Origin of the sequence: Thermobifida sp. (genome assembly GCF_017577275.1) — a bacterium.
GTDB classification, from domain to species: Bacteria; Actinomycetota; Actinomycetes; order Streptosporangiales; family Streptosporangiaceae; genus Thermobifida; species Thermobifida fusca.
In genome coordinates this window covers 1-14,663 of the sequence record NZ_PITY01000005.1, presented here as the reverse complement: position 1 = coordinate 14,663, position 14,663 = coordinate 1, and the positions used below count along the sequence as shown (strand labels likewise).

Annotated in this window: 10 protein-coding genes and 1 pseudogene; 8 read left to right on the top strand and 3 right to left on the bottom strand. The window is 67.5% G+C overall.

Translation table 11 applies throughout. The annotated features are described in order from the left end of the window. Positions 1-164: 164 nt before the first annotated feature. From CW348_RS00260 to CW348_RS00250, 3 genes and pseudogenes are all read left to right on the top strand, one after another. Positions 165-3,026, top strand: a pseudogene (locus CW348_RS00260) (bifunctional [glutamine synthetase] adenylyltransferase/[glutamine synthetase]-adenylyl-L-tyrosine phosphorylase); the annotation flags it as partial. Positions 3,027-3,410: 384 nt separating this feature from the next. Continuing rightward, entirely contained in the window at positions 3,411-5,228 is a 1,818-nt protein-coding gene (locus tag CW348_RS00255) for a carbohydrate-binding module family 20 domain-containing protein (protein WP_011291432.1), read from the top strand. Between the two features lie 204 nt (positions 5,229-5,432). After that, entirely contained in the window at positions 5,433-5,768 is a 336-nt protein-coding gene (locus CW348_RS00250; protein WP_016188445.1) for a hypothetical protein, read from the top strand. Between the two features lie 54 nt (positions 5,769-5,822). Here the strand turns inward: CW348_RS00250 and CW348_RS00245 are convergent, their stop codons facing one another. Beyond that, complete coding sequence (locus tag CW348_RS00245; RefSeq protein WP_394342289.1) at positions 5,823-7,556, bottom strand: NAD+ synthase; 1,734 nt, start codon at positions 7,554-7,556, stop codon at positions 5,823-5,825. 214 nt (positions 7,557-7,770) lie between these two features. On the opposite strand from CW348_RS00245, the gene CW348_RS00240 reads away from it, so the two are divergent. The 3 genes from CW348_RS00240 to CW348_RS00230 all read left to right on the top strand — a co-directional run bounded on the left by CW348_RS00240 (position 7,771) and on the right by CW348_RS00230 (position 11,403). Then, a complete protein-coding gene (locus CW348_RS00240; RefSeq protein WP_011291429.1) occupies positions 7,771-9,132 on the top strand; it encodes a glutamine synthetase family protein in 1,362 nt (453 codons plus the stop codon). A 262-nt stretch (positions 9,133-9,394) separates the two neighbouring features. Next, positions 9,395-10,237 carry a 3-methyl-2-oxobutanoate hydroxymethyltransferase gene (gene panB / locus CW348_RS00235; RefSeq protein WP_011291428.1) on the top strand — a complete coding sequence of 281 codons (843 nt, stop codon included), beginning with the start codon at positions 9,395-9,397 and terminating at the stop codon, positions 10,235-10,237. Between the two features lie 128 nt (positions 10,238-10,365). Continuing rightward, on the top strand, positions 10,366-11,403 hold the full coding sequence (locus CW348_RS00230) for an LLM class F420-dependent oxidoreductase (RefSeq protein ID WP_011291427.1): 1,038 nt from the start codon (positions 10,366-10,368) through the stop codon (positions 11,401-11,403). 444 nt (positions 11,404-11,847) lie between these two features. Here CW348_RS00230 and CW348_RS00225 read toward each other — a convergent pair whose 3' ends face one another. After that, the gene (locus CW348_RS00225; protein ID WP_011291426.1) at positions 11,848-12,453 is read right to left on the bottom strand and encodes an ATP-binding protein; all 606 of its coding nucleotides are present in this window, start codon (positions 12,451-12,453) and stop codon (positions 11,848-11,850) included. Then, positions 12,453-12,776: a hypothetical protein gene (locus CW348_RS00220; RefSeq protein WP_016188443.1), complete on the bottom strand. Its 324-nt coding sequence runs from the start codon at positions 12,774-12,776 to the stop codon at positions 12,453-12,455. The genes CW348_RS00225 and CW348_RS00220 overlap by 1 nt, the downstream gene beginning before the upstream one ends. 190 nt (positions 12,777-12,966) lie before the next feature. Here CW348_RS00220 and CW348_RS00215 point away from each other — a divergent pair, with 190 nt between their 5' ends. Both CW348_RS00215 and CW348_RS00210 read left to right on the top strand, forming a co-directional pair. Next, a complete protein-coding gene (locus CW348_RS00215) occupies positions 12,967-13,830 on the top strand; it encodes a helix-turn-helix transcriptional regulator (RefSeq protein ID WP_016188442.1) in 864 nt (287 codons plus the stop codon). A 418-nt stretch (positions 13,831-14,248) separates the two neighbouring features. Further along, a partial coding sequence (locus tag CW348_RS00210) for an SDR family NAD(P)-dependent oxidoreductase (protein ID WP_287462276.1) occupies positions 14,249-14,663 on the top strand: 415 nt, incomplete at its 3' end.

The following is a 14,663-nucleotide window of genomic DNA, read 5'->3' as shown; positions in this document are numbered from 1 at the left end:
GGCGGCTTGAGGATTATACGACATTGAGATATGTACTGACTCGAGAGCGATGTACGAGATTTATGGTGTTTTTGTGGGGGTGATGTTGTTTTTTTTTTTTTAAAGCAAAAGCGGGCATGCGAGATTTAGTACGGTCTGGTGGGCTGGGAGATGTGTAAAAGAGACGGCTCCGGGAGGGGTGGGCTGCCCGGGGGGAGTTGCTGTCCGCGTTGCAGGGGGCCGCGGTTTTCGGGGGGGGGTTGGGCCGGGGGGGGGGGGGGGGCGGGGCGCCCGCCGACCCCGGGGGGCGGCACCGGGGGGATGGGGGGGGGCGGGGGGGCGCGGACGCGGCCCGCCCGCCGGACGCTGAGGAGCTGCGTGCGGGCTTGTTGGCGGTGGTGGGCGCCGACCCCTACTCCCCTGCCCCGGTGGCGGATGTGTCGCGGCGGGACGCGGCGGAGGCGGCGCACGCGCTGCGGTTGGCGTACCGGCGGCGGGTGCTGCGGCTGGCCGGGCGGGATCTCACCGGGGTGCAGGATCTCAAGGAGGTGGCCGCGGAGCTCGCCGATTTGGCGGCGGCCGTGCTGGAGGGGGCGCTGGCGCTGGCTCGCGCCCGGTTCCCGGAGGAGGCGGAGCGCTGCCGGCTCGCGGTGATCGGGTTGGGCAAGTGCGGCGGTCGGGAGCTCAACTATGTGAGCGACGTGGACGTCGTGTTCGTGGCTGAGCCGACCGAGGCCTGCCCGGACGAGGCTGCGGCGTTGGCGGCGGCGACCCGGTTGGCGTCCGCGCTGTTGGAGGTGCCGACGGCCACGGACGCTGAGGGCACGCTGTGGGAGGTGGACACGGCGCTGCGCCCGGACGGGCGGAACGGTCCGCTGGTGCGGTCGCTTGGCGGGCACGTCTCCTACTACGAGCGGTGGGCGAAGACGTGGGAGTTCCAGGCTCTGGTGAAGGCCCGGCCGATCGCGGGGGACGCGGAGTTGGGCGCGGCCTACATGAAGGCGATCAGCCCGCTGGTGTGGCAGGCGGCGGGGCGGCCGAATTTCGTGGAGGACGTGCAGGCGATGCGCCGCCGTGTGGAGGCGCATCTGCCGCGTGCCCAGGCGGACCGGGAGGTGAAGCTGGGCCGGGGCGGGCTCCGCGATATCGAGTTTGCGGTGCAGTTGCTGCAACTGGTGCACGGGCGGCGGGACGAGTCGCTGCGTTCGGGGAACACGTTGGAGGCGTTGGCGGCGCTGTCCCAGGGCGGGTATGTGGGCCGCCAGGATGCGGCGGCGTTGGCGGATGCGTACCGCTTTTTGCGGCGGGTGGAGCATCTGCTCCAGTTGTACCGGCTGCGCCGCACCCATTTGCTGCCGGACGCGCAGTCCGACAAGGGCCAGTGGGCGTTGCGTCGGCTGGGCCGCTCTTTGGGGTTCACCGCGGATCCGGTGGGGGGCGTGGTGGACACGTGGCGGCGGCGGGCCACGGAGGTGCGCCGGCTGCACGAGAAGTTGTTCTACCGGCCGCTGTTGAAGGCGGTCGCGCGTTTGCCTGAGGACGAGGTGCAGCTTTCTCTGGAACATGCGCGGATCCGATTAGAGGCATTGGGGTTTGTGGACCCGGCGGGGGCGCTCCGCCATTTGGAGGCGCTCACGGCCGGGGTGTCGCGGCGGGCGGCGATTCAGCGCACGCTGCTGCCGGTGATGTTGGGCTGGTTCGCGAATTCCCCGGACCCGGATGCGGGGCTGCTGGGGTTCCGTCAGGTCAGCGACGCGTTGGGGACGACGCCGTGGTATTTGCGGCTGTTGCGCGACGATGTGCGGGTGGCGGAGCGGATGGCCCACTTGTTGGGGACGAGCCGCTATTTCACGGAGCTGCTGCTGCGTGCCCCGGAGGCGGTGGCGCTGCTCGCTGACGACCGCGACCTGGTGCAGCGCAGTGACGCGGAGCTGGCCACGGAGGCGGATGCGGCGCTGCGGCGGCATGACACGGCGGAGAACCAGGTGGCGGCGGTGCGGGCGCTGCGCCGCCGGGAGCTGCTGCGGACGGCGGCCGCGGACCTGTTGGGGGTCACGGACATCAACGGGGTCGGGGACGCGTTGACGGCGATCGCGGCGGTGACGGTGGATGCCGCGTTGCGGGCGGCGACGGAGCGGGTGGCCCGCCAGCGCGGCACGGAGCCGGTCACGCGCATGTGTGTGATCGCGATGGGCCGGTTCGGCGGCAGCGAGCTGAGTTATACGAGCGACGCCGATGTGATGTTTGTGCACGATCCGCTGCCGGGGGCGGATGCGGGGGAGGCGGCTGCGACCGCGGAGGCGATCGTGCGGGAGTTGATGCGGCTGTTGGAGTTTCCGGGGTCGTCGGAGCCGCCGGTGCGGTTGGATGCGGGGCTGCGGCCGGAGGGCAAGAACGGTCCGATGGTCCGCTCATTGGACGCGTATGCCGCCTACTACCAGCGGTGGGCGTCGCATTGGGAGAGCCAGGCGCTGTTGCGCGCGGTGCCGGTGGCGGGCGACGCCGAGCTGGGCCGACGGTTTGTGGCGGTGATCGACCCGGTCCGCTATCCGGAGGGGGGTCCGAGCGACCAGGCGGTGCGGGAGATCCGCCGGTTGAAGGCGCGCATGGAGGCGGAGCGGCTGCCGCGGGGCGCGGATCCCGCGTTGCACACGAAGTTGGGCCGGGGCGGGCTGTCGGATGTGGAGTGGACGGTGCAGCTGCTCCAGTTGCGGCACGCCTACCGGGTGCCGGAGTTGCGGACGACGGGGACGTTGCAGGCGTTGAACGCGGCGGTGCAGTGCGGGCTGCTGGATCCGGACGACGGGGCGACGCTGGAGGTGGCGTGGCGGTTGGCGTCGCGGATCCGCGGGGCGATCACGCTGGTGCGCGGCAGGGGCGGCGATTCTATCCCGGTGGGGTGGCGGGATCGGTCGGCGATTGCGAGCGCGTTGGGCTACCGCATGGAGAATGGCGGGGGGAGCCCGGGTGAGCGGATGGTGGAGGACTATCGGCGGGCGACGCGCCGGGCGCGCGCGGTGATGGAGCGCGTGTTCTACGACAGTTGACATGGTCGGGCTGTGCCCTGCCCGTGGCTGTGGTGCGGCCGGGCGGGGTGCGGCTGTCGGCGTGCCGCGGGGCGGCGGGGTGGTGCGGGTGTGTGTCGTCTGGTGTCGCACTCCCCCACCCGCTTCTGCAAGAGATTGCGTATTTTGCAGGATTTTCCGGCATGGAACGGCATGCTCTCCTGCCACTCCCCCACCAAAAAACACCCATAAAACCGACAATTAAGACAAATTGCCTCCTTGTGATCGGAAACTGATCCGCAAACAGAGGTTCACAAACCGCCCATCGGTTGTTATCTTCATCCCAGCCTGAAAGTTCTTGCAAAGATTGCACAAATCGCAAGCGCTTTTTCAGGCGGGAACCCCCCTCACTTTTTTGGAGTACCGATGGGAGTGCGCAGATCCCTGGCCGCGCTGCTCGCGGCCCTGCTGGGTTGTGCCACGTCCCTGGTTGCGCTGACCGTCGCGGCTTCCCCCGCTCATGCCGCGCCGTCAGGCAACCGGGACGTCATCGTCCACCTGTTCCAATGGCGGTGGAAGTCGATCGCCGACGAGTGCCGGACCACGCTCGGCCCCCACGGCTTCGGCGCAGTCCAGGTCTCCCCGCCGCAAGAGCACGTGGTCCTGCCCGCTGAGGACTACCCCTGGTGGCAGGACTACCAGCCGGTGTCCTACAAGCTCGACCAGACCCGCCGCGGCAGCCGGGCCGACTTCATCGACATGGTCAACACCTGCCGGGAGGCGGGCGTCAAGATCTACGTCGACGCGGTCATCAACCACATGACCGGCACCGGGTCCGCGGGTGCCGGTCCGGGCAGCGCGGGCTCCAGCTACAGCAAGTACGACTACCCGGGCATCTACCAGAGCCAGGACTTCAACGACTGCCGCCGCGACATCACCAACTGGAACGACAAGTGGGAGGTGCAGCACTGCGAGCTGGTCGGCCTCGCCGACTTGAAGACGTCCTCCCCCTACGTCCAGGACCGGATCGCGGCCTACCTCAACGAGCTGATCGACCTCGGCGTGGCCGGGTTCCGCATCGACGCCGCCAAGCACATCCCCGAGGGCGACCTGCAGGCGATCCTCTCCCGCCTGAAGAACGTCCACCCGGCGTGGGGCGGCGGCAAGCCGTACATCTTCCAGGAGGTGATCGCGGACAGCACGATTAGCACCGGCTCCTACACGCACCTGGGGTCGGTCACCGAGTTCCAGTACCACCGGGACATCAGCCACGCGTTCGCCAACGGGAACATCGCCCACTTGACCGGCTTGGGCAGCGGGCTGACCCCCAGCGACAAGGCCGTGGTGTTCGTGGTCAACCACGACACGCAGCGCTACGAGCCGATCCTCACCCACACCGACGGGGCGCGCTACGACCTGGCGCAGAAGTTCATGCTGGCCCACCCGTACGGCACACCGAAGGTGATGTCCAGCTACACGTGGTCGGGTGACGACAAGGCGGGGCCGCCGATGCACTCCGACGGCACGACCCGGCCCACCGACTGCTCGGCGGACCGCTGGCTGTGCGAGCACCGCGCGGTGGCGGGCATGGTCGGCTTCCACAATGCGGTGGCCGGGCAGGGCATCGGGTCTGCGGTGACCGACGGCAACGGCCGCCTGGCGTTCGCCCGCGGCTCCGCCGGGTATGCCGCGTTCAACGCGACGAACACCGCGTGGACGCGCACGTTCACCACTTCCCTGCCGGACGGCGTCTACTGCGATGTGGCGAACGGCACTTTCGTCGACGGGGTGTGCGACGGCCCCAGCTACCAGGTGTCCGGCGGGAAGTTCACCGCTACGGTGCCTGCGAACGGCGCGGTGGCGCTGCACGTGGAGGCGCCCGGCTCGTGCGGCCCGGACGGGTGCGGTACGCCGCCTGGTGGCGGGGACGACTGCACCACGGTCACGGCCCGGTTCCACGCGACCGTCACCACCTGGTACGGCCAGGAGGTCGCCGTGGTGGGGTCGATCCCCGAGCTGGGCTCCTGGCAGCCCGCCCAGGGGGTGCGGCTGCGCACGGACTCGGGCACCTATCCCGTCTGGTCGGGCGCGGTGGACCTGCCCGCCGGGGTCGGTTTCGAGTACAAGTACGTGAAGCTCAACCCGGACGGCACCGTGGAGTGGGAGCAGGGCGGCAACCGCATCGCCACCGTGGATGACAGCGGGGGCGGCTGTTCCCAGAACTTCTACGACTCCTGGCGCTGACCCTGAGGCCGCTACCTCCCCGTTCCTCCCCCGCCGGGGAGGTAGCGGCAGTTTGCGAGGCGCCGGCGGGTGTTCTCTTCCCCCGTGATCCCACCCGCCGGCGCGCTTCCAGGGCGACACCGCCCCTCCCCTCCCGGGGCGGTGTCTTTCGCAGGGCTTGCACACATAACGTTAGCGACTACCCGGGGTAGTAGTGTGCGAGTTATGGAAATCTTGTACTCCTTCCTTGTTTTTCTTCACTTCGTGACCCTGGCGGGGATCATCTCCGGATGGCTGATGCAGCAGCTCGGCGCTTACGCCAAGGCCCCCAAGGTGCTGCTGCACAGCGCGCTCACCCAACTGGTGCTCGGCCTGCTCTTGGTGGGATTCCTCGAGATGAACGGGGGTTCCGTTAATCACGCCAAGATCGGCGTCAAGCTTGCGGTGAACCTGATCGTGATCGTGCTGGCGATTCTCAACGTCCGGAAGCCCGCGCCGAAGCTCGCGTTGGCCGCTGGCCTGCTCGCTCTGCTCAACATCGCAGTCGCGGTGTTCTGGTAAGCCCGAAAACCGAAGAGGCGGTGGACCGTTTTTCGCCACCGCCTCGTGTGCTGTCTAGACCGTCCACCGGCTGGTGATGGGCACTCGCCGGTCCCGCCCGAAGTTGCGGGTGCTGATCTTGGGTCCGGGCGGGTATTGGCGGCGCTTGTATTCGGCCCGGTCCACCATGCGGATGACCCGGTCGACGAGCTCGGGGTCGTGGCCCGCGGCGACGAGCTCGTCCCGGCCCAGGTCGGTGCCCACGTAGTCGTCGAGCAGCGCGTCGAGGACGTCGTATTCGGGCAGGCTGTCGGTGTCCAACTGTCCGGGCCGCAGTTCAGCGCTGGGCGGTTTGGTGATGGAGTGCTCGGGGATGGGCGGCACTTGGCCGTTCCGTTCCGCTTCGGCGTTGCGCCACCGCGCCAGTTCCCACACGAGGGTCTTCCACACGTCCCGGATGGGGGCGAATCCGCCCGCGGAGTCGCCGTAGAGGGTGGAGTAGCCGACGGCGAGCTCGCTCTTGTTGCCCGTGGTGAGCACCAGGTGGCCTTCCTGGTTGGACAGGGTCATGAGGAGCTGGCCGCGGACCCGGGCTTGCAGGTTCTCTTCGGCGAGGCCGTCGACTTTCACCGCGTTCTCGAACGCTTCCACGAGCGGCGCGACAGGGATGATGCGCGCGTTGATGCCTTGGCGGCGGGCGAGTTCTTCCGCGTCGGTGACAGAGTGGTCGGTGGAGTAGCGGCTGGGCATGAGCACGCCGTGGACCCGGTCGGCGCCGAGCGCGTCCACGGCGATGGTGGCGACGAGTGCGGAGTCGATGCCGCCGGACAGGCCGAGGAGCACCGACGGGAACCGGTTCTTGTGCACGTAGTCGCGGGTGGCGAGCACGAGGGCGGCGTAGACTTCGCCGATCTCGTCTCTGCGCGGGGCGTGCGGGGCGGGCTGCGGCTCGTAGGCGGGCACGGGGTCGGCGGAGACGAGGTGCCGCTGGATGGTGATGCCCGGGGCGTCCGCGGAGGCTCCCCACATGCCGGCGCCGACCGCGTCCGGGAGTTCCAGGTCGGCGACGAGCAGGTGTTCTTCGAACTGGGGGGCGCGGGCGAGCAGGCGCCCGTCCGGGTGGACGATGAGGGAGTCGCCGTCGAAGACGAGTTCGTCTTGGCCGCCGACGAGGTTGACGTAGGCGACGGTGGCCTGGGTTTCGCGGGCCCGCCGGGTGCACAGCTCGAGGCGCGTGTCGCGTTTGCCGCGCTCGTACGGGGAGCCGTTGATGACGACGAGCAGCCCGGCTTCGGCTTCACGGACCGCGGCGACGGGTCCGCCGTCCTGCCACAGGTCTTCGCAGATGACGAAGGCGACGTCGATGCTGTGGAGGCGGACGACGGGCAGCGTGGTGCCGGGCACGAAGTTGCGGGCTTCGTCGAACACCCCGTAGTTGGGCAGGTGGTGTTTGGCGGAGGTGAAGACCGGCTGCCCTTGGTAGAGGAGCGCGACCGCGTTGTGCGGGGCTCCGGCGGGCTGTCCCCGGGTGGGGGCCACGGTGTTGCGGTGCCGGTCCAGGTAGCCGACGGCGACGGGGAGGTCGCCGAGCCCGGTGTCGGCGAGCCGCCGGGCTAGGGCGTGCAGGGCGGTGATGGACGCGTCGACGAAGGCGCCGCGGAGGGCGAGGTCTTCCACCGGGTAGCCGGTGAGCACCATTTCCGGGAAGACGACGAGGTGCGCTCCGGCGTCGGCGGCGCGACGGGTGTAGTCGACGATGAGGTCGCTGTTGCCTTCGAGGTCCCCCACCGTGGGATTGACCTGGGCCATAGCCAATCGCAGTTGTGCCACGAAAGTGAGCCTAACGTCTCGTGGTGTTTTATCGCCGCATGTCCCCCGGCTTCGGTGTTCCGCCCGGCACACCGGGTAAGGGACGAACAGAATCCGCTTAACGTGCTGGTAACTCGGGCAGGGCACACTGGCAGTGGGAGTCTGGTAAGAACGCCTCAGATGTCCCGCGAGTTCGAAACGAGGAAGGTGGACCGTGAACCGACAGCAGGAATTCGTGCTCCGGACTCTTGAGGAGCGCGATATCCGCTTCGTGCGACTGTGGTTCACCGACGTGCTCGGTTACCTCAAGTCGGTTGCGGTGGCTCCCGCCGAACTGGAGGCCGCTTTTACGGAAGGGATCGGGTTCGACGGTTCCGCTATAGAAGGGTTTGCGCGGGTCTATGAGTCGGACATGCTGGCCCAGCCGGACCCGACGACGTTCCAGGTGCTGCCGTGGCGCAACGAGCCGCACGGTGCGGCGCGCATGTTCTGCAATATCCTGCTGCCGGACGGCTCGCCCAGCTACGCCGACCCCCGCAACGTGCTGAAACGGCAGTTGAGCCGGGCTTCTGATCTGGGGTTCACGTTCTACACGCACCCGGAGATCGAGTTCTACCTGCTGAAGAAGAAGCCGGAGCGCGGGGAGCTGCCGGAGCCGAGCGACGAGGGCGGCTATTTCGACCACACGCCGCATAGTCTGGCGCGGGATTTCCGCCGCAACGCGATCATGATGCTGGAAGAGATGGGCATTTCGGTGGAGTTCAGCCACCACGAGGGCGGGCCCGGCCAGCAGGAGATCGACCTGCGGTATGCGGATGCGTTGACCACCGCCGACAACATCATGACGTTCCGCATGGTGATGAAGGAGGTGGCTATCGAGCAGGGCGTGTATGCCACGTTCATGCCGAAGCCGTTCACCGAGCATCCCGGGTCCGGCATGCACACCCACATGTCTCTGTTCGAGGGGGACCGCAACGCCTTCTACGAGGCGGGCGCGGAGTACCAGTTGTCGAAGATCGGCCGCGGGTTCATTGCCGGGCTGCTGCGGCATGCCGCGGAGATCACGGCGGTGTGCAACCAGTTCGTGAACTCGTATAAGCGGCTGTGGGGCAATGCCGCGGCGTCCGCGGGGGCGGGCGGTGAGGCGCCCGCGTACATCTGCTGGGGGCACAACAACCGGTCGGCGCTGGTGCGGGTGCCGATGTACAAGCCGCGCAAGAGCAATTCGGCGCGGATCGAGTTCCGGGCGCTGGATTCGGCGTGCAACCCTTATCTCGCGTTCACGGTGATTCTGGCCGCGGGGTTGAAGGGGATCGAGGAGGGCTACGAGCTTCCTCCGGGCGCGTCGGACGACGTGTGGGCGCTCACGGATGCGGAGCGCCGGGCGCTGGGGATCATGCCGCTGCCGCAGAGCCTGGATGAGGCGCTGCGGGTGATGGAGCGCAGCGAGCTGGTCGCAGAGGCGCTGGGCGAGCACGTGTTCGATTTCTTCTTGCGCAACAAGAAGGCGGAGTGGGAGGACTACCGCCGCCAGGTGACCCCGTACGAGCTCGAACGCTATCTGCCGACTTTGTAACGTTCCGGTTTCCGGATGCGGGTGGCCGCGCCAGGCCACCCGCTTTGCTGTGCGTTCGGTTTCTGTGCGGCCACGGAGCGTGCCTTGCGGCGCTTGGTGCTGCCCACCGGGAGGAAATAGGGTGACAAATCGGTTCTCTTCGGTAGAGACGCGCAATTCATGCGTGACATGATGAGATCGTCCGGCGTGTCCGCGCCGGCCGCGACCGACAACGTCCGGGGACGCCGTAACGGCGCTTCGAGACAACGGAGGAAACGCACCCATGAGTTCTCACACCCCCGCTCCTGCTTTGTATGGCGGCTCCGCAAACCGCCGGGTCACGGTTCAGGACTTGGCCGCAGCGAAAGAGCGCGGCGAACGCTGGCCGATGCTCACCGCCTATGACGCGCTGACTGCCCGGATTTTCGACGAGGCGGGCATTCCGGTGCTGCTGGTGGGTGACTCTGCTGCGATGGTGGTGTTCGGCTACGACTCCACGATCCCGGTCACCCTTGACGACATGATCCCGTTGACGGCCGCGGTGTCGCGGGCGACGAAGCGGGCGCTGGTGGTGGCTGACCTCCCGTTCGGCTCCTACCAGGCCGGTCCGGAGCAGGCTTTGGAGTCGGCGGCGCGGCTGATGAAGGAGGGCGGCGCCCAGGCGGTCAAGCTGGAGGGCGGCCACCGGGTCATCGCCCAGGTGGAGGCTTTGGTGTCGGCGGGTATCCCGGTGATGGGCCACATCGGGTTGACGCCGCAGTCGGTGAATGTGCTGGGCGGCTACCGCGTGCAGGGCCGCAGCGAGGAGGCGGCCGAGGCGCTGCTGTCTGATGCGAAGGAGCTTGAGCGGGCGGGCGTGTTCTCGGTGGTGCTGGAGTGCGTGCCTGCGCGGGTGGGCGCGGAGATCACCCGGCAGTTGACGGTGCCGACGATCGGGATCGGCGCGGGTCCGGACACGGACGCCCAGGTGCTGGTGTGGCAGGACATGGCCGGGTTGTCGCCGCGGGTCGCCAAGTTCGTCAAGTCGTACGCGAATCTGGCGGAGCAGTTGCGGGACGCTGCCACGAGTTTCGCGGAGGAAGTGGTGGCGGGCACGTTCCCGGACGAGCAGCACTCCTACGCCTAGGTCGGCGTGCTCCGCATAGTGTGGGCCCCGCGGCGCGTGCCGCGGGGTTTCTTTCTCCCCCGAGACTAGAACGGTACTCGGTAGTAGCATGGTCGGGACTGTGGCGCACCGGACAGCGGAGGCTTTCCATGCAGATCTCCATGCCGTTGACCTATTCGGGGGATATCAAGCAGGCCGTCGACCAGGTGGTGGAGCTGGAAAAGGTCGGCTTGGACACCGTGTGGGTGGCGGAGCTCTACGGTTTCGACTCGGTTTCGCTGATGGGCTATATCGCGGCCCGCACGGAGCGAGTGCAGATCGGTTCGGCGATTCTGCCGCTGTATTCCCGGACTCCCACGCTGATTGCGCAGACCGCCGCCGGGTTGGACTATTTGTCGAACGGCCGCGCCATTCTCGGTTTGGGTGCGAGCGGCCCGCAGGTGATCGAGGGCTGGCACGGCGTCCCCTACACTAAGCCGCTCGCGCGGACGCGCGAGGTGATCGAGATCTGCCGCAAGGTGTGGGCGCGGCAGGGCCCGCTCACCCACGAAGGCTCCGTGTTCCAGCTGCCGCTGCCGCCGGACCAGGGCACGGGCCTGGGCAAGCCGTTGAAGATCATCAACCACCCGGTGCGGGACCGCATCCCGATCTTCGTGGCTTCGCTGGGCGTGAAGAACGTGGAGATGACCGCGGAGATCGCCGACGGCTGGCTGCCCCACTTGTTCATCCCCGAGAAGGCGCCGCAGGTGTGGGGTGAGGCGCTGGCCGCAGGCAAGGCGAAGCGGTCCCCGGAGCTCGGGGAGCTGCAGATCGCCGCGGGCGGCCTGCTCGCGATCGGCGAGGGCGAGGAGACGAAGAAGCTGCTGGACTTGGCCCGTCCGATGATCGCGCTGTACGTGGGCGGCATGGGCGCGAAGGGCAAGAACTTCTACAACTCGGTGGCCCGCCGCTACGGCTACGAGGAGGCCGCGGAGCGGATCCAGGACCTCTACCTGGCAGGCAAGAAGGAGGAGGCTGCCGCGGCGGTGCCCGACGAGATGGTCGAGTTGACGAACCTGGTGGGCCCCGAATCGTATGTGCGCGAACGGATTGAAGCGTTCCGGGAGGCCGGGGTGACCCACCTGAACCTGATCCCGGTGGGCGGCGACCCGGTCGCACTGCTCGAAAAGGTCAAAAACTGGCTTTAATTCTCCTTTTTCTGGGCGGGCTGGGGCCGGCAGCACCGTTGAACGGTCTTCCCCGTACCGGTCCCGGCCCCTGGGGTGCCGCGGGTCGGGCCCGTGCCGCGGGCTGGTGATCGGCACGGACCCGACCCGGGCTGTACTGGTTCCGGCGCGGGCGGGTCGACGCCCGTGCCGGGTCCAGTACCGCAGCGACCACAAGGTCAGCGGCACTATCACCGGGTGTGCCCGGGGGTATGCCCGGGTGTGCTTCGGCCGGGTGCCCGGCCGAGTCCACGGCACTGCTCTCCCGCCACGCGGGGGTTTGGGGGCATGCTGCAGCAATACCGGGGCAGCTCGTCCGCACGGATTGTGGGAGCGTCACAGGGAGGAGATGCGCGCCCGGGCGGCGCGAAGGTCGGGGGTGGCGTTCCGCTCGTCCTTGGGGGAGTCGACTGCCGGGACGGGCGATTAGTAGTAGTGGTTGAAGATAGGGTCTGACGGATCGTCGGGGATGAAGTCGGACAGCATCCCGGGGCGGATCGGAAGTTCTTTCAGGTTCGGAAGGCGTTCCGGGTGCTCCCAGCCGATTCTGAACCAGGCGAAGACCCGGTGGGTTCCGTCGTGGTAGTGCTGGCCCCACCCGTCGGTCAGCATGTGCACGAGGAGCAGTCCGCGCCCGTCGGGTGCGAGGGGGTCGATCACCTCCGGCTCCCAGAGCACGCGCGCACCGCCTTTCGGGCCTTGGTCGTCGACCGCGAGGTACACCCACTCGGACCAGCCGCGGAGGATGATGCCGACTTTGCCGCCGTCTCCGCTGAGGCTGTGCCGGCAGGAGTTGGCGAACAGTTCTGAGGCGATGAGTTCGATGTCGTCCACGGTAGTCGCCGAATAGTGGACGTCCAGGATGTCGCGGACCCGGTGGCGTAGTTCCGAGCAGAGCGCGGATTCCGCGGGCATCTCCCACTCGTCGGAGACGAGCGGTTTTTCGTCTTCCTCCCGCTGGGAGGCTGATGTGGCGGGGGACAGCACGTCGTCCGGGTGTTCGTCGTAGCTGTGGTCGAGGTGTTCCATCATTAAGCGGCTCCCCTGCCCCCGGTGCGGCGCGCTGCTGCCGTGGGGCGGGCGGGCCGCGGGTTTGTGTTGCACAGTACGGTGGCAGCGTGGTCGATCTGTGAGACGTGCGCGCTGCCGGTGCGTCCCCAGATGAACCACTGCTCCCCGGCGTTGTCTTCCACGACCACGACCGAGGTGCGACAGTCCCCGGCGCCGACGCAGAGAACCGGATGTGAGCTCGCCGACAGGGCGAGGAAGGCTGAACCGCCCTGCTCCTGAATCTGTTTTTGAAGGCGGGCGAGTAACACCTGCCGGGGGACGCCTTTTTCGGCATGTGCGGACATAGCTCTCCTCACATATGACACCGCTGATATGCGGTCACTGCGGCTCAGATCCTGTGATCTGACAGCTTTAAGCTAAATGCAGGCCATGTAACTTGCAACGCATGTAAGAAAACTGGTCTTTATTGTTGGACTTTGTCTGGTTTCGCGGATGGGATGATGTTCCACATCGTTCAGCAACGAGATTGCCGGTATGGAGGCGATGGTCGTGTCCCGGGGCTCTCCAGTGCGCAAGCACTACCTGGTCAGCCAACTCAAACGGTTGCGCGCGGAGGCGCGGTTGTCTCAAGAGCAGGTCGCCGAAGAAATGGGTTGGGATGTCAGCAAGCTTTATCGGATTGAGAATGGCCGCTTCGTCCGGCTTAATCCTGAATCGGTTGCCGCGCTATGCCGCCTGTATGGGGCGGATGACGGGTTATTTGAGGAATTGGTCGCTATTGCTAAGGCTGCCCGCAGGCATAAACCGTGGTGGTCTCAGTTTGAGGAGGGTGCGGGAAACGATTTTTACAGCGTGGAATACGAGGCGACCTTGATCGAGGAGTATGCTGTCGGCCTGGTTCCGGAACTGGTGCAGCATCCGGACTACTGGGCCGCGCTGGTGCGGCGCAGAGTGCCCGCGGGGTCCGCGGAGTACCAGAAGCTGTGTGCTGCGCTGCGCCAACGGCAGGCCGCGGTGTTGGAGCGCGACGATCCGCCGCGGTTCTGGTCGGTGGTCGACGAGTCGGCGCTGCGCTGCGCGGTGGGCGGCCCGCAGGTCATGCGCGCCCAGCTCACGCACCTTCTCGAGCTGGTGAAGCATCCTAATCTCGTCATTCAAGTACTCCCTTTGTCGCAGGGCATGGCTCATCCCGCCACCTTCACGGTGTTGCGCCTCGACGGTGGTGCGAAGGTGGGGTACATCGGCGTCCCCCCGCACGGTTGTTTCGTGGACGGAGGCGACAGGGTCGCGGCCTATGCGCAGCGGTTCGAGTTGTTGCAGGCCACGGCGTTGCCTCCGCAGGAGACTCCCGGTTACCTCCGCCGTGTTCTGGCCGAGCTGGAAGACGCCGATGGGTGAGATACAGTCCCCGTTCACCAGGCCGCCACTCGGGTTCGCCGAGCGGCACACTTCTAGCTATACACATGAAGCGGCTGCTTGGGGGGAAGTCTCGAAAGGTCCACCCACGGGTGGTGGAAACACCCGCATCGGGGCAGGGCGGTTTGTGCTTTCCTGCTGCTGATTGGGTGGCTTTCGCGCGGGCTGCGGCGGGGCGGGCGTGACAAAGTTCGCCTGGCCGCGGTGAGGTTAGCGTCAGCCTTTTAGGCCGCAATAGGGGAAGTCCTGAAGCCTGCCCGTGTCTCTGCTGGACAGGGGCGGGGTTCGGGTGTTCCCAGGGCTGGGGTTGTGCCCGGCGTGCTTCCACGGTGTTCCCGGTGGGTGTACACGGGGACACCCTTTTCTTTTAGTTGCCGCACGTGCCGGGCAGGCCAGGGTGGTGGCCGCCACCCTGGAGCGCTTCGGCCGCCTGGACATCCTGGTCAACGCGGCGGGCACCCACAAGATCATCGAGACGGACAAGCTCGCCCCCGAGGACTGGAACCGGGTGATCGGGGTCAACCTGACGGGGAGCTTCTTCTGCGCCCAGGCGGCCGCGCCCATCATGCGGGACCAGGGGGGCGGCAAGATCATCAACATCGGCTCGGTTATGAGCCGGGTTGGCATGCCCAAGCGGGTCGCCTACGCCTCGAGCAAGGGCGGTGTCGTCCTGTTGACCCGCTCCCTGGCTCAGGATTGGGGCCCCTGGAAGATCAACGTCAACGCCATCGCGCCCGGCTTCTTCCGCACCGCCATGAACGAGCAGCTCTTCCAGGACCAGGCCTGGGTCGACCACCTGGTGGGGCGGATCGCGC

Bases quoted from the DNA above. Each gene is read 5' to 3' on its own strand.
- CW348_RS00255 (WP_011291432.1), top strand. From the start codon at position 3,411: ATGGGAGTGCGCAGATCCCTGGCCGCGCTGCTCGCGGCCCTGCTGGGT.
- CW348_RS00250 (WP_016188445.1), top strand. From the start codon at position 5,433: ATGGAAATCTTGTACTCCTTCCTTGTTTTTCTTCACTTCGTGACCCTG.
- CW348_RS00245 (WP_394342289.1), bottom strand. From the start codon at position 7,556: ATGGCCCAGGTCAATCCCACGGTGGGGGACCTCGAAGGCAACAGCGAC.
- panB (WP_011291428.1), top strand. From the start codon at position 9,395: ATGAGTTCTCACACCCCCGCTCCTGCTTTGTATGGCGGCTCCGCAAAC.
- CW348_RS00230 (WP_011291427.1), top strand. From the start codon at position 10,366: ATGCAGATCTCCATGCCGTTGACCTATTCGGGGGATATCAAGCAGGCC.
- CW348_RS00225 (WP_011291426.1), bottom strand. From the start codon at position 12,453: ATGATGGAACACCTCGACCACAGCTACGACGAACACCCGGACGACGTG.
- CW348_RS00220 (WP_016188443.1), bottom strand. From the start codon at position 12,776: ATGTCCGCACATGCCGAAAAAGGCGTCCCCCGGCAGGTGTTACTCGCC.
- CW348_RS00215 (WP_016188442.1), top strand. From the start codon at position 12,967: ATGGAGGCGATGGTCGTGTCCCGGGGCTCTCCAGTGCGCAAGCACTAC.